The following is a 17,701-nucleotide window of genomic DNA, read 5'->3' on the forward strand; positions in this document are numbered from 1 at the left end:
GGCTATGCGAAGTCGTGCAGGGAGCTTGTCATGATTGCCGATGTTCCGGTGACACGATTGGACAGAGCGACCCCGACACAAGTCGTGGAGCGGTTCAGCGAGGTATGGGCCGGCGGCGACTTCGATCGCGCCATGGAGTTCATTGCCGAGAATTGCGTCTACGCACTCTACATTTCCGAGGAGCTGTTGCCGGTCGGCGGCGAGACGCGGGGGAAACCGGGGATCGAGGCGGGACTCCGGCAGGTGCGCCGCGACTTCGACTACTTGGTCTACCGGCCGCTGGAAATGCGGGAAAAGGCCGACGAGGTCCGCTACCAGGTCGAGTTCATGTACCGCCATGTTCGCAGCGGCGAGATACTCAGCGGCCGGTTCCGCATGATCATGCGCATCGAGGGCGGCAAGATCGTGCGCGCCGACGAATATCACGACCGCGCCAAGGTCGAAGCGTTCCTCCGCCTGTTCAGCTGTTGAGCTAAGCGCGGGTCACCGCGCGCGGCGGTGGCGATGCGCCCGACGGCGCGGCGCTACTTGCGTCGGCTCGGCTGCGGCGACGGCCTCCAGGCGCGACTTTGGAACCAAGTGTACGACCTTGTAGCTGCGCTTCTTGAGCTCGGCGAGCACGGCCGGGATCGACTTGGCGGTGTTGGCGTGAATGTCATGGAAGAGGATGATGCCGCCGCCCTTCTTGTCCAGCCCGCTGAACACGTTGTGCATCACCTTCTCGGGCGTGCGGACGCGCCAGTCGAAGCTGTCGACGTCGATGCCGAACACCGCGATGTTGCGCTTCGCCAGATAGTCGCGCACGCGCTGGGGGTCGGACAGGTAGGGGAAGCGGAAGAAGGGCGCGACGCCGTTCGGCAAGGTCGCCTCGGCGACGTTGAAGGTGCTCTCGATCTGCTGCTCCGCCTGGCCCATCGAGGTGCCGCCGAGATTGCGATGCGTATAGGTGTGCGTGCCGACCGTGTGGCCTTCGGCCTGCACTTGACGCGCCATGTCGGGGAAATTCTTGATCATGCGGCCGACGTAGAAGAACGTCGCCTTCGTGCACTCGGCGGCGAGCGCAACGAGGATCTGCGGCGTGAATTCGGGATGCGGGCCGTCGTCGAAGGTGATGACGACCTCGCCCTTCTCGAGCAGCGGCCGTGGATGCATGTACTGCTCGCCGTATTCGCCGCCGGCGGTCGTATCGACCTCGAGCACGCGCGAGACGCCGAGGGCATTCTTGCAGTCGACAGGCGCTTTTGCAGCGGGCGGAGCGGCTTGCTCTGCAGTGGCCGGCTTTTCTGCCGTCGCGGCGGCGTTAGCGACGCGGTCCTCGGCTAGCGCCACCGTCGGCAGCAGCAGGGCGGCAAAAAGAAGAGCGTTCTTCATGGCGCATGTCCCTCGGCTCATGGTCGACTTCTCACCCGAGCCGCGCGTACGAAGCAAGCCGCAAACCATCGCCTGCCCCGTCTTAATTGCCGGTGAAGCCTTCACGCTACAGTGGCAAGCGTGTAACGCCGCATATGCGAAAGGCCGGCGCGGACCGGCCTTCCACAATGATGCATTGCGAGAAAAAGTCAGGCGCGAGCGGCGCCCTGCGAGTCCTTCGCCGCGTCCGGACAGGATGGATTGCCCATCGTCTTCAGCGCGTCCTGGATCTCGTCGAGCGTCATGTCCTTCTGATGGGTCGCGATCGACCACGCGTGGCCGAACGGATCGGTGACGATGCCGTAGCGGTCGCCCCAGAACATGTCGGCGACCGGCATGGTCGCCTTCGCCCCCGCCTTCACGGCGCGCGCGTACCACTTGTCGACGTCGGGGACGTTGAGGTGCAGCGTGACCGGCGTGCCCTTGAGGGACAGTGGTGACAGCGCGCCGTGCTCCGGCATCTCGTCATTGAGCATAACCGTCGCGCCGTTGATGCGCACCGCGGCGTGCATTAGGCGTCCGTCCGGGCCGGGCAGGCGCATCATCTCTTCAGCACCGAATGCCTTCTTGTAGAAGTCGATGGCCTTGGCGGCATCGCGGCAGGTGATGTGCGGCGCCAGCGTCGGCGCGAACTTGTCGATGCCGTTGGAATTTTTCTCTGCTGCTTTCGACTTGGCGGCGGGCTTCGTTTTGGTCGACGTTGCTGACTTACTCATGGCGTCTCCTCCAGAGGCTTCGACGAGTTGAACAACAGTTCGATGTAACGACGCAGGTGGTCGACACTTTCGGCGGCGACCTGCGCGCCGCCATTGGCTTTCGCGAGAATGAAGGCGCCCTGCAGCACCGCCTGGGTGTGCAGGGCGAGGCCCTTGGCGCTCCAGCCGGGCCGCATCCCGCGGGCGTCCAGCGCGGCAGCGATGTCAATTTCGACTTTGGCTGCGTGATCGGTGATGGCGCGCGCGCAGGCGTTGCGGATGGCGGGATTGGTCTCGTACGTCTCCTGCACCATCGTCCCGGCGAGGCAGGTGAAGTCGGGGATGTCGCCGACGAGGATTGCCTTGCGGAAATCGATGTAGCCGAGAAGGCGCTGCATTGGATCTGGGAGCGCATGGTAGGGGGCAGCGGCAAAGAACGCGCTCGTCGACTCCCCCCAGAACTCGGCCGCCGCGACCGCGAGGTCTTCCTTGCTTTTGAAGTAATGGAAGAAGGCGCCCTTGGTGACGCCGGCGGCCGCGCACAGATCGTCGACGCTGGTCGCTGCGTAGCCCTTGGTACGGATCACGGCGAGCGCCGACCCGAGGATCTTGCTGCGGGCTGACGGCTTCACCGGGGGCGACATCTGGGCTTCCTTGGGCTGACCCAGAAGAAATACCAACCGGTTGGTATGTTGTCAAGCCGACCATCTCATTCCACGCACGGAGGCGTTCGATCGAACAGGAGAATGCAGGGCGCAATTTCGCTAATAGGCGGGGGTGCACCGCACCGAAGGGCCTCACCAGCGCGTTCCATCTGGAGACGATCAAAAATGCCGCTTCCGACGATCCCGGCGCATATCCTGCCGATCCTGCTGCTCTCCCTCTCCAACGTCTTCATGACCTTCGCCTGGTACGGACACCTCCGCTTCAAGGAGCAGCCCCTTGCAGCGGTGGTGCTCGTCTCGTGGCTCATCGCCTTCTTCGAATACTGCTTGGCGGTGCCGGCCAATCGATACGGAAGTGCCGTCTACTCCGCTGCCGAGCTCAAGACGATGCAGGAGGTGATCACGCTCGCGGTGTTCGCGATCTTCTCGACGCTCTACCTGAAGGAGCCGATGGGTCTGAACCAGCTCATAGGGTTCGCGTTCATCGCGGTGGGAGCGTTCTTTGTCTTCTCGGGCCGCGCCTGAGGCAGGTAAGGTCGCCCAAATCAACAAGCGGTCACCTCAGGAGACCTAATGGCCGAAACACGTATTGCGCTGGTAACGGGCGCCAATCGCGGCATCGGGCTCGAGATCGTGAGGCAGCTGTCGCGCGCCGGCCTCATGGCCGTTCTGGCCTCGCGTGACGTTGCCAAGGGTCGCGAAGCGGCAGCCGAGCTTGCCTCGGAAGGATTGGAGCCACCCGTGGTGGCGCTCGACGTGACCGACGAGGGCAGCATTCGCGCGGCCGTGGACGAGGTGCTGGGTGTGTTTGGGCGCATCGACGTGCTGGTCAATAACGCGGGTGTCCTGCACGAGGGGCAGACCCCCGACGTATCCAAAGTCTTGCAGCTGTCGCCCGCAATGGCGCTCGCCACCTATGAGACGAACACGCTCGGGCCGCTGCGCACGATGCAGGCGGTCGTGCCGATCATGCAGAAGGGCGGCTATGGCCGCGTGGTCAACTTGTCGTCGGGAGCGGGCCAGCTCGCCGAGATGGGATCTGGATTCCCCGCGTATCGCATGTCGAAGGCCGCGCTCAACGCGCTGACACGGGTCACGGCCGCCGAATTGGGGGCGGCGCCGATCAAGGTCAATGCGATGTGCCCCGGATGGGTCCGCACCGACATGGGCGGCCCCGATGCCACGCGCTCAGTCGAGCAGGGCGCTGAGACGGCGGTGTGGCTGGCGACGCTGCCGGATACCGGCCCGACCGGCGGTTTCTTCCGCGACAAGGCGCCGATCGCTTGGTGATCGAGGGGCCTGCGGCCTTCAAACTCCGCGCACGAGATTGCCGACCATCAGCGTGACGTAGGCTGTGATCGCCAGCCAGAACTCCTGGTGCGGCAGGTAGCGCGGGACACCCACGAAGCCGAGCTTGGTGATGAGGGCCAGGATCGCGAGCGTCAGCGAGATGAGGAAGATGGCGATGGTCGGCGGATTGAGACGCATGGCAAGATCTTCCCCCAATTGGCACTCGTCACGGCGCGTCCGGCGCCGCGCGCACGTTCCCTTGCAACAGGGCGACCATATCATGGGGCATAGGCGTTGAGGCAATACGACAGCGGCCCCGACGCGGATTACGCGTCAGGGCCGCCGGTAGGCGCCAACTGTCGAACTTAGAGTGTGCGTGCGGCCTTGGCCGACGACAGGGCCGGTAACTCGTCTCCCGCCTCGATCAGGAAGCGGACGGGGCGGCTCTGCGGATCGGCTTCGTCACGGCACGTGACGAGCAATAGCGGCGTCGGCCGCTCCGATGAGATCGGCAGCACCTGGCTATCGAGCTTATCGACGGTGACCACGTTCAGCACGCGATCGCGTCCGTTGGATGAGATTGTGATTCGGTCACCCACGGTCACGGGCCTGCTCGACGCGGCACCGGCGTCGTGCACCAGGTGGGTCAGCCAGAACTCTTCGCTGCCGGCGACGACGGGCGTCGGCTTGCCCGGGGTTGCCTGGCCGTCCATGTCGGCGATCGCCCGCTTGAAGCCGCGCTCGACCACCGCGTCGCCGTTGCCGAGAGTCACGGCAGCCGCGCCCAGCCCGACAGCCGCCAAACCGACGACGGCGATCGGAACATTCTTCCGGATGGCGCCACTACCCATTGATCAGCTCCGCTTTGTTGCTGTGCCCGGCCTGCTTAACGCCTATTCGCCGAGTACAATAGCCGTATTACCGAAATGTTAGGAGTGGAGGAGAGACCGTCAAGGGCTCCCAGCAGAGCCGGGCCCCTCCTCCACAGCACCTCGCCGCGGGGAGGCGTACTCGCGACGAAGGTGTCGGAAAAAGGCGAGGTTAAAGGCGACTATCCCGGAGAAGATGCCGGCCAGAAGCAGCATTCCCGCGCCTTTGGGGATGGTGTGGGGGGTGCTGAAGGCAGCGGCTTGCGGTACCGGAACGGCGGTCGCTACGACGGCAGCAGCGATCAAGGGGCTGTCATCAATAGAGAATTTGAGAAGATCGCCGGCGTTGGAGCTGATCGACAGTAGGCCGCCGAGACGGTGGGTCGCAGCCGAGTTGCGCTCATAGGCGCCGACCGCAAGAGCGAAGGTGAGAAAGAGGATCAACCCGACGCAAGCATCGGCCGTGGTCCGCACGATCAACCTCAAGTGCCCCGCATTGGACATCGCATGAGATCCTTCTTGGCTCACGCCGGCCGCTCGGCCGACGCTTTCCGTGATGTGAGGATGGTCACCCCGTTTCGTGGCGGGTGTGGGGACACATTGTGGCGATGGCGGCGTATTGTTTTGATTAATGCGGGTCCGCTCTTCGTTGTGGCCCACCGGTCACAACGGCTGTCCGAGACCGCCGATTTCCGTGCCTAACCCACGGCACGGGAATGCAACGGCGCGATGTATTGAAGTCACCGCGACCTGCAGATAGTGTCCGCGCCGCTCGCGCCAAACGGACTATTTCGAAAGGCCAGACAATATGGGTTTCATCGCCGACAGCTTGAATCGCATTCAGCCATCCGCGACCATCGCGGTGTCGACGAAGGCGCGGCAGCTCAAAGCGGCCGGTCGTGACGTCATCTCGCTGTCGGCCGGCGAGCCCGATTTCGATACGCCCGACAACATCAAGCAAGCTGCGGTCAAGGCGCTGAGCGAAGGCAAGACGAAGTATACCGACGTCGACGGCACGCCTGAGCTCAAGGCGGCGATCGTGCGCAAGTTCAAGCGCGAGAACAGTCTCGACTACAAGCCGAACCAGATCTCGGTCGGCACCGGCGGCAAGCAGGTGATCTATAATGCGCTGCTGGCGACGCTGAACCCCGGTGACGAGGTCATTATTCCGGCGCCGTGCTGGGTGTCCTACGCCGACATCGTCATGCTGGCGGATGGCAAGCCGGTGTTCGTCGATACGAAGATCGAGGATGGTTTCCGGCTGAAGCCAGAAGCGCTCGAAGCCGCCATCACGCCGAAGACGAAGTGGCTCATCTTCAACTCGCCGTCGAACCCGACGGGCGCCGCCTATTCGCGCGACGAGATCAAGGCGGTGACGGACGTGCTTCTGAAGCACCCGCACGTCTGGATCATGACCGACGACATCTACGAGCATTTGCTCTACGACGGCCACAAGTTCCATACTGTCGCCGAGGTGGAGCCGGGCCTGTTCGATCGCACGCTCACCATCAACGGCTTGTCGAAGGCCTATTGCATGACCGGCTGGCGCCTCGGCTATGCGGGCGGCCCGGTGGCGCTCATCGATGCCATGCGCAAGCTGCAGTCGCAGTCGACGTCGAACCCGTCGTCGATCACCCAGGCGGCGGCGGTCGAGGCATTGGATGGCCCGCAGGACTTCATCGCCGCCAACAACGCCAAGTTCGTCGAGCGGCGCGACCTCGTGGTGTCGATGCTCAACCAGGCGAACGGCCTGAAGTGCCCGAAGCCGGAAGGCGCCTTCTACGTCTATCCGAGCTGTGCAGGGACCATCGGCAAGACCAGCCCGTCCGGCAAGAAGATCGCCAACGACGAGGATTTCGCCACGGCTCTGCTGGAAGAGGAGGGTGTCGCCGTCGTGCACGGCGCGGCCTTTGCCTCATCGCCGGCATTTCGCATTTCGTACGCGACTTCCAAGGATGTCCTCGAGGAGGCCTGCCGGCGCATCCAGCGGTTCTGCGGGAACCTGCGCTAGAGCACTGTTATGGCCAGCGCGCGAAAAACGCCATGCAACACCTGCCTGATCTGGCGGGTGGGGCTCGCGATCGCCGTGCTGGTGCTGATCGCCGTGTGGGTCGTGCCGAGACTGTAGCGGGCAAATAAAAAGGGCGCGCCAAGGCGCGCCCATTCGGACGTCGAACGACCCGCTTAGGCGGCCGCGCGGTGATCCCAATGGTCCGCGAACCACTGCAACCACATGCGCCGCATCGCGCGCTGTGCGTTGGCGACGACGCCACGATGCACCGGGCGCACGACGACCGCGGTCGATTGCGGAACGCGTGCAACGATCGTGCGCGGATCCGCGACGTCCTCGGCGGCCATGGCATAGCCCGCAGCGTGGGCCGCTGAAATCAGCCTATTCATACTCATCGCACGCCTCATTTCTCCGGGTCGGAATGCCCTCAGCGACCCTACCGGCTCGCTTTCTAGGCTGGACGAACCGGTGAATTCATCATGCGTTAAAAAGGTTCCAAAGCAAGTAATTTCCATTGTGCTGGTGCGAATTGGAAAGTCGAATTCTTGTCTCCTGTTGTGCGACGCAATATTCGTTCGAAATCGACTTAGATCAGCAACTCTCGTCAAGCAGCGCGCAAGTTTTCGCGAAGAGGGCTTGCGCGCGTTCCGTTGCGGCGCGAACATCGAGCAGTCGCGTTCCTCCTAGAGGCGCGAGGCGCGCGACCGACGCGGGTGCGTGCGCCTCCAACCAGAGGAGGAAGACAGATGGCCCAGTCCGAAGTTCCTAAAGCGGGAGCCAATGGGAGCGCCCGCTCCCGCTGCATCGCACTCGTCGGGCCCTATCTCAGCGGCAAGACGACCCTTCTCGAAGCCATACTGGCGCGCACTGGCGCCATTCTGCGGCCAGGCAGCGTCCCCGAGAAGAGTTCGGTCGGTGACGCCAGCCCCGAGGCCCGCGACCACGGAATGAGCGTCTCGCTCAACGTCGCCGACGCCACCTTTCTCGACGACCACTTCACCTTCATCGACTGCCCAGGCTCGATCGAATTTCAGTATGAGGGCGCCCTTGCCCTGACTGCCTGCGACGCCGCCGTCGTTGTGTGCGAGGCGGATGTTCGCCGCGTACCAGCACTGCAAATCATCCTGAAGCAGCTCGAGGACCGCGGAATCCCGCACTTCCTCTTCCTCAACAAGATCGACGAGTCGAACCTCTCCCTGCGCGAATTGATCCCGATGCTGCAGCCGGCCAGCGCGCGTCCGCTGGTGCTGCGCCAGATCCCGATTTGGGAGAAGGGCGTCGCCACCGGTTTCGTCGACCTCGCCTCCGAGCGCGCCTTCGTCTACCGGGCGAATGAACCGTCCGAGATCGTCGATCTGCCCGCGTCGGTTTCCGAGCGTGAAAAGGAAGCCCGCTTCCACATGCTCGAGCAGCTTGCCGATCATGACGACGAGCTAATGGAGCAACTCCTCACCGACATTCCCACCTCGCGCGACAAGATCTATCAGGACCTGACGCAGGAGTTCCGCGATGGACTGATCTGTCCGGTACTTCTCGGCTCGGCGCGCGACAACCACGGCATCTTCCGGCTGCTGAAGGCATTGCGCCACGAGGCCCCGACCGTCGATGTGACGGCTCGCCGGCTGAAGCTGGAGAACACCAAGTCAGCCGCCTACATCATGAAGACGCTGCACACCGCGCACGGCGGCAAGCTCTCTCTGGCCCGGGTGCTGACAGGCGAATTCGGCGACGGCACCGTGGTCACCGGCCCAGCAGGTCGCGACGAGCGAGCTGCCGGAGTGTTCGCGCTGCGCGGCGAGGAGCCGACGAAGCGTCCCACCGCGAAGGCTGGTGAGACGGTCGCGCTGGGCCGCCTGGAAGGCATCAAGACCGGCGATACGATCAGCACCGAGAAAGGCGGCGCGGTACAGGCGAAGGGACCTCCGGCTGCGCCACCGGTATTTGGCATCGGCCTCGGGTTGAAGGACCGCAAGGATGAGGTGAAGCTCTCCGCGGCGCTGGCCAAGCTACTCGAGGACGATCCATCGCTCCGCGTCGAGATGAACAGCGACACGCACCAGATGCTGCTGCTGGGGCAGGGCGAGATGCACTTGCGCGTGTCGCTGGAGCGCCTGCAGCGCAAGTACGGCGTGGCGGTCGAGCGGCAACCGCGGCTCGTGCCCTATAAGGAGACTATCAAGGGCGCGACGCAGGTGCGCGGCAGGCACAAGAAGCAGTCGGGCGGTCACGGGCAGTTCGGCGACGTCGTGCTGGAGATCCAGCCGCGCGCACGCGGCGCCGGCTTCGAGTTCAACGAGAAGATCACCGGCGGCGTCGTCCCCCGGCAGTTCATCCCGTCGGTGGAGATCGGCGTTAAGGACTACTTGCAGCATGGACCACTCGGATTCCCGGTGGTTGACGTAGCAGTGACTTTGCTCGACGGCAGCTATCACACGGTGGACTCGTCGGACATGGCATTCCGTCAGGCCGCACGCATCGGCATGACGGATGGATTGCCGAAGTGCTCGCCTGTGCTCTTGGAGCCTGTCATGGCGGTCGAGATTGCCGTGCCGAGCGAGGCAACCGCGCGCATCAACGGCATCATCGCGCAGCGGCGTGGGCAAATCCTCGGCTTCGACGCGCGCGAAGGCTGGGGCGGCTGGGACGTGGTGCAGGCCCAGATGCCCGCGTCCGAGATGGAGAGCCTGATCGTCGATCTGCGGTCGGCGACGTCGGGTGTCGGTACCTACACGGCGCGCTTCGATCATCTTGCGGAGCTCACCGGGCGCCTCGCCGACCAGGTGCTCGCCGCGCATCGGCAGGCGGCCGAATAGGCCTTCTGCCGGGAGAGTGTCGCGCCGGCGGTCGTATAGGCCGCCGGCGTTCGCGTGTTAAAGTCGGCGCGGACGATTGAATCGCGGCAGCGGAGGACGTGTGCAGCCCTATCTTTGGATCGCCGTCGGCAGCGCGCTCGGCGGCATGGCGCGATATTGGTGCACGGGTGCCGCGACGCGGCTGTTCGGCGAGACGTTTCCGTGGGGGACGCTGCTGATCAACATCTTGGGCTCGTTCATTATCGGCCTCTTCGTGGCGCTGACCGCCCCCGACGGCCGCTACGTCGTCGATCCGAACATCCGCGCCTTCGTCACCGTCGGGCTGTGCGGCGGTTACACGACGTTCTCCGCCTTCAGTTTGCAAACGATGGTGCTGATGCAGGAAGGCGAGTGGCTGCACGCCGGCGGCTATATTCTCGGCTCGGTGGTCCTCTGTCTTGTTTTCGTGTGGCTCGGCCACCTGCTGGCGACGCAACTCAACGCGATATAGCGACGTTCTTGAAGCTTCGTTCTTATTTGAACGTGCAAGGTAGGGCGCATGACAGGCTCCGACCGCGTATCCTACGCCGCAGGCTTTGTTGACCTCGATAGCGAGGTCGAGCCGACGCGCCTGCCGCTGCAAGGCGAGTTCCCGGCGTGGCTGACGGGCAGTCTGCTGCGCACCGGGCCGGCCAAGTTCGAAGCCGGCAGCACCAAGCTCAATCACTGGTTCGACGGCCAAGCGATGCTGCATCGCTTCGCATTCGCGGATGGCGCGGTGACGTACGTCAATCGCTTCCTGCGGGGCGACAGCTACTGCGAGGCAGCGGCAAAGGGCTCATTGGCGCGCGGCGAGTTCGCCACCGATCCGTGCCGGACGCTGTTCCAGCGCGTCGCCGCGGTTTTCTCGCCGCACCTTACCGACAACTGCAACGTCAACGTCGACATGTTCGGGGGCGAAACCGTCGCGTTGACCGAGACGACGCTGCCCGTGCGCTTCGACGCGGAGACGCTTGCGACGCTCGGGCACTACGCGGCGAGCGCCGAGGTGGGCGGCATGGTGTCGATCGCCCATCCGCACCATGACGCGGGGCGCGCCTGCCGTTTTAGCTATGTCGTTGATTTCGGCCGTCGCTCGCACTATCGGCTGTTCGCGATCCCCGACGATGGGTCGCCGGAGCGCGTCGTCGCCGAGATGCTGGTCGACAAGCCGGCGTACATGCACTCATTCGCGATGACCGAGCGCTATCTGGTGCTGACCGAGTTTCCTCTGGTCGTCGATCCGCTACGGTTGATGCTGGGATTGGCGCCGTTCATTCTCAATTATCGCTGGACGCCGGAACGCGACCTGCGCATCCACGTATTCGACAAGGACAGCGGCGCCCTTGTGGCTTCGCGGACATCCGGCGCGCTTTTCGCCTTCCATCACATCAATGCATACGAGGCCGGCGGAGACATCGTCATCGACGTCGCCACCTACGGCGATGCCGGCATCATCGATCAGCTGTACCTGTCGCGCTTACGTGCGGGCTTGCCGGTGGATGCTACCGGCAGCTTGACGCGCTTGACCGTGCCGATCGATGGTGCGACCGAGGTTGGTGTCGCCACGCTCTCCGCCGCGATGCTGGAGCTGCCGCGCATCGACTACGACCGCTGCGCCGGTAAGCCCTATAGCTACGTCTGGGGCACCGGGCGCCAGACCGGTGCCGACTTCCTCGATAGCATCGTCCGCGTCGATGTGAGGAGCGGAAAGGCCCAGACTTGGGCCGCCGACGGCTGCTTCCCCGGCGAGCCGGTTTTCGTCGCCACGCCGGGCGCCCAGCAGGAAGGGCAAGGCGTTCTTCTGTCCGTGGTGCTCGACGCGCGCCGCGGCACGTCCTTCCTCCTAGTCCTCGATGCAACAACGCTTGCCGAAATCGCCCGTGCCGACTGCCCGCATCACATCCCCTTCAGCTTCCACGGAAACTACTTCCCGGCCACCTAGCGGCTGCGACGTCGCGGCGCGGCGCTCGTTGACACGAACGTGTCGGCGGCGGCGAATAGCATCCCGAAGGTTGCCATCAGAGGGAGAACGGGAATGGGAGTGGTAAGAGCGCTAGCCGTCATGGCACTGGTGCCGGCGCTGTTTGCGCTGCCGGCATCGGCGCAGGAAGCACAGCCGGAAGAGTTGGTCGATGCACTCAATGGCGTGTTTGGCGCGCACGCAAAAATGCGGGCGGCCCATACCAAGGGTATTTGCGTCAAAGGGAATTTCACGCCGACACCCGAGGCTGCCGCACTCACCAAGGCGCCTCAGTTCGCGGCGCCTGTGCCCCTCGTCGGTCGCTTTTCACTCGGCGGCGGCAATCCAAGTGCGTCCGACAGCCAGAAGGACAACGTGCGCGGCATCGCCATGCACTTCCAGTTGCCCGACGGCAGCGTCAGCGACCTCTTGCTGATCTCCGCTCCCATCTTCGTGGCCAAGACGCCCGAGGTGTTTCTCGAGCTGCTGCGGACCGTAGCAACGAAGGACAAGGATAAAATCGACGCCTTCTTCAAGGCCAACCCGAACTCGACGAAGCAGAAGGCGTGGCTCACCGCCCGCGAGACGCCGGCCAGCTACGCCACGGCCGACTACTTCGGGGTGCATACGTTCTATCTGACCAACGCCAAGGGTGAGCGGCAGGGCGTCAAGTGGACGGCCGAGCCCGTCGGTGGCTTCAAGGGGCTCAGCGACAAGGACGCGGAGGCGAAGGGCGCCGACTTCTACGCCAAGGAGCTGAACGACCAGTTCACCAAGGGCCCGGTCGAATACAATCTCTTCGCGGTGCTCGGGCAGCCGGGCGACCAGGACGATGACCCGACCTCCGAGTGGCCGGCGGACCGCAAGTCGGTGAAGGTCGGAACGATCTCCATCACCGGCCTGGAGAATGCGGAAGCGTGCGACGTCGGCATCTTCGATCCGAACCAGCTCGCCGATGGCATCGAGCCGTCGCCGAACGACAAGATCCTGCCGATGCGCTCGCAGGACTATGCCGTGTCCTTCGGCCGGCGCACGCAGTGACGAGCAGGCGGCGCGCTTAGTTAGTGCGCTGCCGCATCGGCTTGTGAGCCCCACAGCTCCTTGAGACGGCGGTCGTGGCCGCAGCCGGCGCGGTAGCGCTTGTAGTGCGCCGTGTTCGTGTTGTGGAAGTTCTGGTGATAGTCCTCCGCCGGAGTGAACGGTCCGGCGTCGGCGATCGTCACGGCGATGGGCGTCGAGAAGCGATGGCTGGCGTCGAGCACCGCCTTGCTCTGTTCCGCCGCGCGCCGCTGCTCCGGCGTGCCCACGAAAATCACCGGACGGTATTCCTCGCCGCGATCGCAGAACTGACCGCCGGCGTCGAGCAGATCGACGTTGTGCCAGTAGTGGTCGACCAGCTGCGGATAGCTGATCACCTTCGGATCGAACGTCACCTGCACGCTTTCGGCATGGCCGGTGTTTCCGTGCGAGACTTGCGCGTAGGTCGGGTTGGGGGTTCGCCCGCCCATGAAGCCGGAGACGGTCTGCACAACGCCGGGCGCCTTGTCGAAGGCGTACTCCATGGACCAGAAGCAGCCGCCGGCGAACGTTGCGACCTCCATGCCGGGCGGAACGGAAGACTGCTGTGCCGGCGCCGCCGGGGAGGCCGAGTAGAGCGGCTGCGTCAGCGCCAGGGCGGAGATGGCGACGATCGCAGTGGCGATAGCGACGGCGAGACGTTGCATGGCAAGCCTCCTTTAGGCCGTAGGTGCAAAATAGCGGATGACGGCACCAAGCGTGACGAGCGCCAGGCCGATCCAGACGGCGATGATGACGAAGGCGGCGGTGCGGCTCGCCTGTAGTGGAACCTGCAGTGCCGTGGCGCGGTGTTCGGCCAGCACGCCTGGCGGAATGAGTTTCACCGCGACGATGATCCCGAGCGGAACGAGGATCAGGTCGTCGAGGTAGCCCAGCACCGGAATGAAGTCCGGGATCAGGTCAATGGGCGACAGCGCATAGGCGGCGACGGAGAGCGCAACGGCCTTGGCGTACCAGGGAACGCGTGGATCGCGCGCCGATAGATAGAGGGCGTGCACATCGCGCTTGATGCTGCGTGCCCAGGTACGCAGGCGTCCCACCATGGAGGCATCGCTCGATGAGGCCGTCATGGTAGGTCGCTCCGCTGCGGCTTAGCCGGTCGCTTTGGGTACGAACTTCAAGGAGACGCCATTCATGCAGTAGCGCAGACCGGTCGGCGGCGGGCCGTCCTCGAACACGTGGCCGAGGTGGCCGCCGCAGCGGCGGCAGTGCACTTCCGTGCGCGTCATGAAGTAGGTCTTGTCGACGGTATTCCCGACGGCATTGTCGAGCGGTTTATAGAAGCTCGGCCAGCCGGTACCGCTGTTGAACTTCGTCTCGGAAGAGAACAGCGGCAGGTCGCATCCGGCGCAATCGTACTTGCCGGCGGCGTAGTTCTTATCCAGCGGGCTCGTCCCGGCGCGCTCGGTGCCATGCTCGCGCAGCACCTGGAACTGCTCGGGGGTCAGGATTTTGCGCCATTCCTCAGGCGTTTTGGTGATCTCGAACGGGGCCGTGGTTGTTGTTGTCATTGTCTCCTCGTTGGCGATCGCAGACGGGTCGCGCCAACCGGCGGTCGTGGCGGCAAAGGCGAGGGTGGCGAGACCGAAGTTCCGACGTGTCAGCATATGGCACCTCCGGGGTGCGGACCGTAAAGAGCGCTAAGGCTTCGGTCGGAGATACGTTGCAAGCCGCCTTTAGTTACATGACGGAAAGTTCATCCGCCAATGCCGCTAGCGAACGAGACGCACGGACTTGTCGACCGCGATCTCCTCGGTGCTCATGCGGCAGCTGTAGGCCAGGGCCTCGACGCCGGCGTCGTGCGCCGCTCGGAAGGCCTCGGCATAGCCGGGATCGAGATCGCCCGAGATCGAAAAGCTCTCGGCGTCGGCGCGCTGGATGAGATAAACCATAACGGCGCGATGACCCTGCGCCACCATTGCCGCGAGCTCGCGCAGGTGCTTGGCACCGCGCGTCGTCACGCTATCGGGAAACTCGGCGCGGCCGGCGCGGCGCATGAGGTGGACGTTCTTGACCTCGACATAGCAGCGACCCTTGCGCGGGTCTTCAAGCAGAAGGTCGATGCGACTCGCCTCGCCGTACTTCACCTCGCGCCGCAGCGACTCGTATCCGCCAAGCTTCTTGATGCCCCCCGCGGTGATCGTTTCGCCGACGAGGCGGTTGGGGTGTAGCGGGTTGATGCCGACGAGCGTCGGTCCGCTGCCGAGGTCGGCCTCGACCATCTCCCAGGTATGCGGGTATTTGCGGTTGGCCGCCTCGCTGCGCGACAGCCACACGACTGCGCCGGGCGCCGTCAGCCCGAGCATGGCGCCCGTGTTCGGGCAGGCGGCGGTGATCGTCTCGCCGCTGTCCAGCCGCACGTCGGCGAGGAAGCGCTTGTAGCGCTGGACCAGGCGGCCGCGGACGAGGGGGGAGGGGAATCGCATGCGGCGAGCCTAGTGTGATGATCGAGAAATTCGCAATCATGAGCGGCTAGGTGCCGAGCGAATTTCTCGATCTGAATCACACTAGCAAGGGTACGATTCTAGTGTCCCTTATGATCCCGAAGTTCGCTCCAGCTCTAGCCACGAACACTGGCGAACTTCGGGATCGGGACACTAGGTGCTAAGAAGCGCACTCGCTAGGACACACGGAGAGAGACGTTGAGCGGCGACATCGTCACGGCGGCGGTGCTGGTCATCGGCGACGAGATCCTTTCCGGCCGTACACCGGATCGGAACGTCAACTATATCGCCGCGCATTGCACGCGCGTGGGCATCCGCCTGCAAGAGGTGCGCGTCGTTGGCGATGCCGAAGCGGCGATCGTCGAAGCGGTCAACGCACTGCGTGAGCGCTACACGTATCTCTTCACCACCGGCGGTATCGGGCCGACGCACGATGACATCACGGCTGATGCGATCGCCAAAGCGATGAGCGTTCCGATCGATCACGATCCACGCGCCGTCGAACTGCTGCACGCTTTCTTCGCGCGCCGCGGTATTGAAGCGACGCCCGCACGCATGCGGATGGCGCGCATTCCGCGCGGTGCCGAGCTCATTGCGAATACGGTTTCCGTGGCGCCCGGCTTCCTGATCGGCAACGTCATCGTGCTCGCCGGCGTGCCCGATATCATGCAAGTGATGCTCGACGACGTGACCGCGAAATTGCGCACCGGCGCCAAAATGCTCACCGCGACGATCCAACTTTTTCGTCCCGAGGGAGACGTCGCCGATATTTTTGCCACCCATCAAAAAAAGTTTCCCGATGTTGCAATGGGAAGCTATCCGACGTTCGCCGAAGGTCGCGTCTCTACTCAACTCGTTCTGCGTTCAACAGATTCAGCGCTGCTCGCGCGTGCGAAAGATCAACTGAACGACGCGCTGCGCGCGCGCGGTTTATTGTGAATTTAGCGGCCATCCGTCGCAGCGGCGGCATCACGCAGTGATTTGCCGCGTTATCTCCTCTTCCTGCTGTTTCATGCGGATCGCTCCGGGGGGCGTCGGCGCGGAACTGATCGTTCTGCACCGGTGTTCTCGCGGTCGCTAAAAGAAACAATCATGGAGTTCTGTAATGGCGTGTAACCGATCCACCTGGGCGAAGCGCGTTCGCCTGGCGTGCATCGCATCGATCGCGTCGGCGATCGGCGCGGTGGCCATTCCGGCAGCCCTTACGACAGCCGTTGAGGCCAAGACGCCGGGTAAGACCTATTGTTTCGTTGGCAAGTGCCATCGAGTTAAGACCATTGAAGAGACGCAGGCGCTGGTTGGCGTCGAGCAAGCCGTTGTCGCTTCGCATTACGACGACTGCAGCAAGGACCGCTTCAATCCCTGCGGTCTCACTTCATCGGGCGAGCGTTTCCATCCGGATCGTCCTGACAACACTGCGAGCCCGGTCTTTCCGGACGGTACGCAGATCCTCGTTTGGAATCCGGACAACAAGCGCGCGCTCGTCGTGCGCGTAAACAACGCCGGACCCTACTGGGGCAATCGCACGCTCGACCTGTCGCGCGCCGCCGCCGAGAAGCTTGGCTTCGAGGGCGAAGGGGTCGCCAAGCTGAAGATGCAGGTCATCAAGGCGCCGGAAGTGGCCGAGACGAAGTACGTCAAGAACCGCGAGTATGATCCGGTCCCTGGCGACATCGGCCAGTACGCGAGCCTCGGTGAGGCGCAGCGCGGCATGGCCGTGGTGCTCGCCTTCAAGGCAACGACCGGTTCGCCGTTCGCTCCGGTTACGACGGCCAACGCCTTCTCCGGTCAGAGCATCGGCTCCAACGATATGCTGGTCGCCGAGGCACCGCAGTCGATGGGCCGCACGATGACCATTGCCTACACGCCGCCCAGCACCTCGCTGGCGTTCGGCGGGTTCCGCACGCAGAGCCATCCGGATGAGAACGCCAGCCTCGCGGGCACGCAGTCGAAGTGGGGCGAGGATCGCGTCACCGATGGCCCGGTGAGACTGTCGGCCGTTACCGAGACGTCCTCCGTGACGGAGACATCCTCCATTACGCAGGCGGCTCCTGACTCCACCGCTAAGGCGGCACCTGAGCCCCGAAATGCGCCGGAGCCGAGAAAGGCACCGGAAGCCGAGAAGGGCGCGAAGGCGAAGCTTGCCGCCGCCGCTTACGACGATGCCAAGCCGCGCAAGAAGAAGACGGCGCGGAGCGACGACGAGGACGATAAGTCCGAGAAGTCGGCCAAGTCGAAGAAGTCGACCAAGACGGCGAACAAGTCCGAGCGCCGCCGCTCGCGTCGCGACGTGGCGAGCTACGAAGAGCGTGGCAGCCGCAGCTACCGCGAGGAGAACCCGCGCGTCGCCTACTCGGAGCGTAGCTACGGTGGCGGTAACGGTTACAGCGAGGGCGGCAGCCGCAGCGCCGGCCAGACGATGTCGGACAACCTCCGACCGCTGTAA

General features: G+C 64.2%; 21 protein-coding genes. 10 read left to right on the forward strand and 11 right to left on the reverse strand.

Annotated features, from left to right (window positions below; genetic code table 11):
- The first annotated feature begins 30 nt into the window (after window positions 1–30).
- On the forward strand, window positions 31–471 hold the full coding sequence (locus GIW81_RS18875; protein ID WP_195930615.1) for a nuclear transport factor 2 family protein: 441 nt from the start codon (window positions 31–33) through the stop codon (window positions 469–471).
- A gap of 12 nt (window positions 472–483) precedes the next feature.
- Here the strand turns inward: GIW81_RS18875 and GIW81_RS16825 are convergent, their stop codons facing one another.
- The 3 genes from GIW81_RS16825 to GIW81_RS16835 form a co-directional block, all read right to left on the reverse strand.
- Window positions 484–1,371 (reverse strand): polysaccharide deacetylase family protein, encoded by an 888-nt coding sequence (locus GIW81_RS16825; RefSeq protein WP_195930616.1) that lies wholly within the window; start codon window positions 1,369–1,371, stop codon window positions 484–486.
- 188 nt (window positions 1,372–1,559) lie between these two features.
- Window positions 1,560–2,126, reverse strand: coding sequence for a VOC family protein (locus tag GIW81_RS16830; RefSeq protein ID WP_154740486.1), 567 nt, complete (start codon window positions 2,124–2,126; stop codon window positions 1,560–1,562).
- Window positions 2,123–2,749 (reverse strand): TetR/AcrR family transcriptional regulator, encoded by a 627-nt coding sequence (locus GIW81_RS16835; RefSeq protein ID WP_154740487.1) that lies wholly within the window; start codon window positions 2,747–2,749, stop codon window positions 2,123–2,125. The genes GIW81_RS16830 and GIW81_RS16835 overlap by 4 nt, the downstream gene beginning before the upstream one ends.
- A 186-nt stretch (window positions 2,750–2,935) precedes the next feature.
- Between GIW81_RS16835 and GIW81_RS16840 the strand changes: the two genes are divergently transcribed.
- A complete protein-coding gene (locus tag GIW81_RS16840) occupies window positions 2,936–3,295 on the forward strand; it encodes a DMT family protein (RefSeq protein ID WP_154740488.1) in 360 nt (119 codons plus the stop codon).
- A 48-nt stretch (window positions 3,296–3,343) separates the two neighbouring features.
- A complete protein-coding gene (locus tag GIW81_RS16845; RefSeq protein WP_154740489.1) occupies window positions 3,344–4,060 on the forward strand; it encodes an SDR family oxidoreductase in 717 nt (238 codons plus the stop codon).
- Between the two features lie 18 nt (window positions 4,061–4,078).
- On the opposite strand, the gene GIW81_RS16850 is transcribed toward GIW81_RS16845, so the two are convergent.
- The 3 genes from GIW81_RS16850 to GIW81_RS16860 form a co-directional block, all read right to left on the reverse strand.
- The gene (locus tag GIW81_RS16850; RefSeq protein ID WP_154740490.1) at window positions 4,079–4,258 is read right to left on the reverse strand and encodes a hypothetical protein; all 180 of its coding nucleotides are present in this window, start codon (window positions 4,256–4,258) and stop codon (window positions 4,079–4,081) included.
- 167 nt (window positions 4,259–4,425) lie between these two features.
- Complete coding sequence (locus GIW81_RS16855) at window positions 4,426–4,911, reverse strand: sortase family protein (protein ID WP_154740491.1); 486 nt, start codon at window positions 4,909–4,911, stop codon at window positions 4,426–4,428.
- Window positions 4,912–5,010: 99 nt separating this feature from the next.
- The gene (locus GIW81_RS16860) at window positions 5,011–5,433 is read right to left on the reverse strand and encodes a hypothetical protein (protein WP_154740492.1); all 423 of its coding nucleotides are present in this window, start codon (window positions 5,431–5,433) and stop codon (window positions 5,011–5,013) included.
- Between the two features lie 304 nt (window positions 5,434–5,737).
- Here GIW81_RS16860 and GIW81_RS16865 point away from each other — a divergent pair, with 304 nt between their 5' ends.
- Complete coding sequence (locus GIW81_RS16865) at window positions 5,738–6,940, forward strand: pyridoxal phosphate-dependent aminotransferase (RefSeq protein ID WP_154740493.1); 1,203 nt, start codon at window positions 5,738–5,740, stop codon at window positions 6,938–6,940.
- Between the two features lie 173 nt (window positions 6,941–7,113).
- Here the strand turns inward: GIW81_RS16865 and GIW81_RS16870 are convergent, their stop codons facing one another.
- Window positions 7,114–7,287 (reverse strand): hypothetical protein, encoded by a 174-nt coding sequence (locus GIW81_RS16870; RefSeq protein WP_154740494.1) that lies wholly within the window; start codon window positions 7,285–7,287, stop codon window positions 7,114–7,116.
- 399 nt (window positions 7,288–7,686) lie between these two features.
- Here GIW81_RS16870 and GIW81_RS16875 point away from each other — a divergent pair, with 399 nt between their 5' ends.
- From GIW81_RS16875 to GIW81_RS16890, 4 genes are all read left to right on the forward strand, one after another.
- Window positions 7,687–9,753 carry an elongation factor G gene (locus GIW81_RS16875; protein ID WP_154740495.1) on the forward strand — a complete coding sequence of 689 codons (2,067 nt, stop codon included), beginning with the start codon at window positions 7,687–7,689 and terminating at the stop codon, window positions 9,751–9,753.
- 100 nt (window positions 9,754–9,853) lie between these two features.
- Window positions 9,854–10,243: a fluoride efflux transporter CrcB gene (crcB, locus tag GIW81_RS16880; RefSeq protein ID WP_324615081.1), complete on the forward strand. Its 390-nt coding sequence runs from the start codon at window positions 9,854–9,856 to the stop codon at window positions 10,241–10,243.
- Window positions 10,244–10,291: 48 nt separating this feature from the next.
- Window positions 10,292–11,716 (forward strand): carotenoid oxygenase family protein, encoded by a 1,425-nt coding sequence (locus GIW81_RS16885; protein WP_154740496.1) that lies wholly within the window; start codon window positions 10,292–10,294, stop codon window positions 11,714–11,716.
- 93 nt (window positions 11,717–11,809) lie between these two features.
- The gene (locus GIW81_RS16890; RefSeq protein ID WP_154740497.1) at window positions 11,810–12,775 is read left to right on the forward strand and encodes a catalase family peroxidase; all 966 of its coding nucleotides are present in this window, start codon (window positions 11,810–11,812) and stop codon (window positions 12,773–12,775) included.
- A 20-nt stretch (window positions 12,776–12,795) separates the two neighbouring features.
- Here the strand turns inward: GIW81_RS16890 and msrA are convergent, their stop codons facing one another.
- The 4 genes from msrA to sfsA form a co-directional block, all read right to left on the reverse strand.
- Window positions 12,796–13,458, reverse strand: coding sequence for a peptide-methionine (S)-S-oxide reductase MsrA (msrA, locus tag GIW81_RS16895; RefSeq protein ID WP_154740498.1), 663 nt, complete (start codon window positions 13,456–13,458; stop codon window positions 12,796–12,798).
- A 12-nt stretch (window positions 13,459–13,470) separates the two neighbouring features.
- Complete coding sequence (locus GIW81_RS16900; RefSeq protein WP_154740830.1) at window positions 13,471–13,854, reverse strand: YkvA family protein; 384 nt, start codon at window positions 13,852–13,854, stop codon at window positions 13,471–13,473.
- Window positions 13,855–13,902: 48 nt separating this feature from the next.
- Complete coding sequence (msrB, locus tag GIW81_RS16905; RefSeq protein WP_210251955.1) at window positions 13,903–14,418, reverse strand: peptide-methionine (R)-S-oxide reductase MsrB; 516 nt, start codon at window positions 14,416–14,418, stop codon at window positions 13,903–13,905.
- A 105-nt stretch (window positions 14,419–14,523) separates the two neighbouring features.
- A complete protein-coding gene (gene sfsA, locus GIW81_RS16910) occupies window positions 14,524–15,237 on the reverse strand; it encodes a DNA/RNA nuclease SfsA (RefSeq protein ID WP_154740499.1) in 714 nt (237 codons plus the stop codon).
- A gap of 216 nt (window positions 15,238–15,453) precedes the next feature.
- Between sfsA and GIW81_RS16915 the strand changes: the two genes are divergently transcribed.
- Window positions 15,454–16,194 (forward strand): competence/damage-inducible protein A, encoded by a 741-nt coding sequence (locus tag GIW81_RS16915; protein ID WP_154740500.1) that lies wholly within the window; start codon window positions 15,454–15,456, stop codon window positions 16,192–16,194.
- Window positions 16,195–16,360: 166 nt separating this feature from the next.
- Window positions 16,361–17,701 (forward strand): septal ring lytic transglycosylase RlpA family protein, encoded by a 1,341-nt coding sequence (locus GIW81_RS16920; protein WP_154740501.1) that lies wholly within the window; start codon window positions 16,361–16,363, stop codon window positions 17,699–17,701.

This window comes from Hyphomicrobium album (assembly GCF_009708035.1).
Taxonomy (GTDB): Bacteria; Pseudomonadota; Alphaproteobacteria; order Rhizobiales; family Hyphomicrobiaceae; genus Hyphomicrobium_A; species Hyphomicrobium_A album.

Coding starts and splice junctions, on each gene's coding strand:
- GIW81_RS18875 (WP_195930615.1), top strand. CDS start 31: ATGATTGCCGATGTTCCGGTGACACGATTGGACAGAGCGACCCCGACA.
- GIW81_RS16825 (WP_195930616.1), bottom strand. CDS start 1,371: ATGAAGAACGCTCTTCTTTTTGCCGCCCTGCTGCTGCCGACGGTGGCG.
- GIW81_RS16830 (WP_154740486.1), bottom strand. CDS start 2,126: ATGAGTAAGTCAGCAACGTCGACCAAAACGAAGCCCGCCGCCAAGTCG.
- GIW81_RS16835 (WP_154740487.1), bottom strand. CDS start 2,749: ATGTCGCCCCCGGTGAAGCCGTCAGCCCGCAGCAAGATCCTCGGGTCG.
- GIW81_RS16840 (WP_154740488.1), top strand. CDS start 2,936: ATGCCGCTTCCGACGATCCCGGCGCATATCCTGCCGATCCTGCTGCTC.
- GIW81_RS16845 (WP_154740489.1), top strand. CDS start 3,344: ATGGCCGAAACACGTATTGCGCTGGTAACGGGCGCCAATCGCGGCATC.
- GIW81_RS16850 (WP_154740490.1), bottom strand. CDS start 4,258: ATGCGTCTCAATCCGCCGACCATCGCCATCTTCCTCATCTCGCTGACG.
- GIW81_RS16855 (WP_154740491.1), bottom strand. CDS start 4,911: ATGGGTAGTGGCGCCATCCGGAAGAATGTTCCGATCGCCGTCGTCGGT.
- GIW81_RS16860 (WP_154740492.1), bottom strand. CDS start 5,433: ATGTCCAATGCGGGGCACTTGAGGTTGATCGTGCGGACCACGGCCGAT.
- GIW81_RS16865 (WP_154740493.1), top strand. CDS start 5,738: ATGGGTTTCATCGCCGACAGCTTGAATCGCATTCAGCCATCCGCGACC.
- GIW81_RS16870 (WP_154740494.1), bottom strand. CDS start 7,287: ATGGCCGCCGAGGACGTCGCGGATCCGCGCACGATCGTTGCACGCGTT.
- GIW81_RS16875 (WP_154740495.1), top strand. CDS start 7,687: ATGGCCCAGTCCGAAGTTCCTAAAGCGGGAGCCAATGGGAGCGCCCGC.
- GIW81_RS16885 (WP_154740496.1), top strand. CDS start 10,292: ATGACAGGCTCCGACCGCGTATCCTACGCCGCAGGCTTTGTTGACCTC.
- GIW81_RS16890 (WP_154740497.1), top strand. CDS start 11,810: ATGGGAGTGGTAAGAGCGCTAGCCGTCATGGCACTGGTGCCGGCGCTG.
- msrA (WP_154740498.1), bottom strand. CDS start 13,458: ATGCAACGTCTCGCCGTCGCTATCGCCACTGCGATCGTCGCCATCTCC.
- GIW81_RS16900 (WP_154740830.1), bottom strand. CDS start 13,854: ATGGTGGGACGCCTGCGTACCTGGGCACGCAGCATCAAGCGCGATGTG.
- msrB (WP_210251955.1), bottom strand. CDS start 14,418: ATGCTGACACGTCGGAACTTCGGTCTCGCCACCCTCGCCTTTGCCGCC.
- sfsA (WP_154740499.1), bottom strand. CDS start 15,237: ATGCGATTCCCCTCCCCCCTCGTCCGCGGCCGCCTGGTCCAGCGCTAC.
- GIW81_RS16920 (WP_154740501.1), top strand. CDS start 16,361: ATGGCGTGTAACCGATCCACCTGGGCGAAGCGCGTTCGCCTGGCGTGC.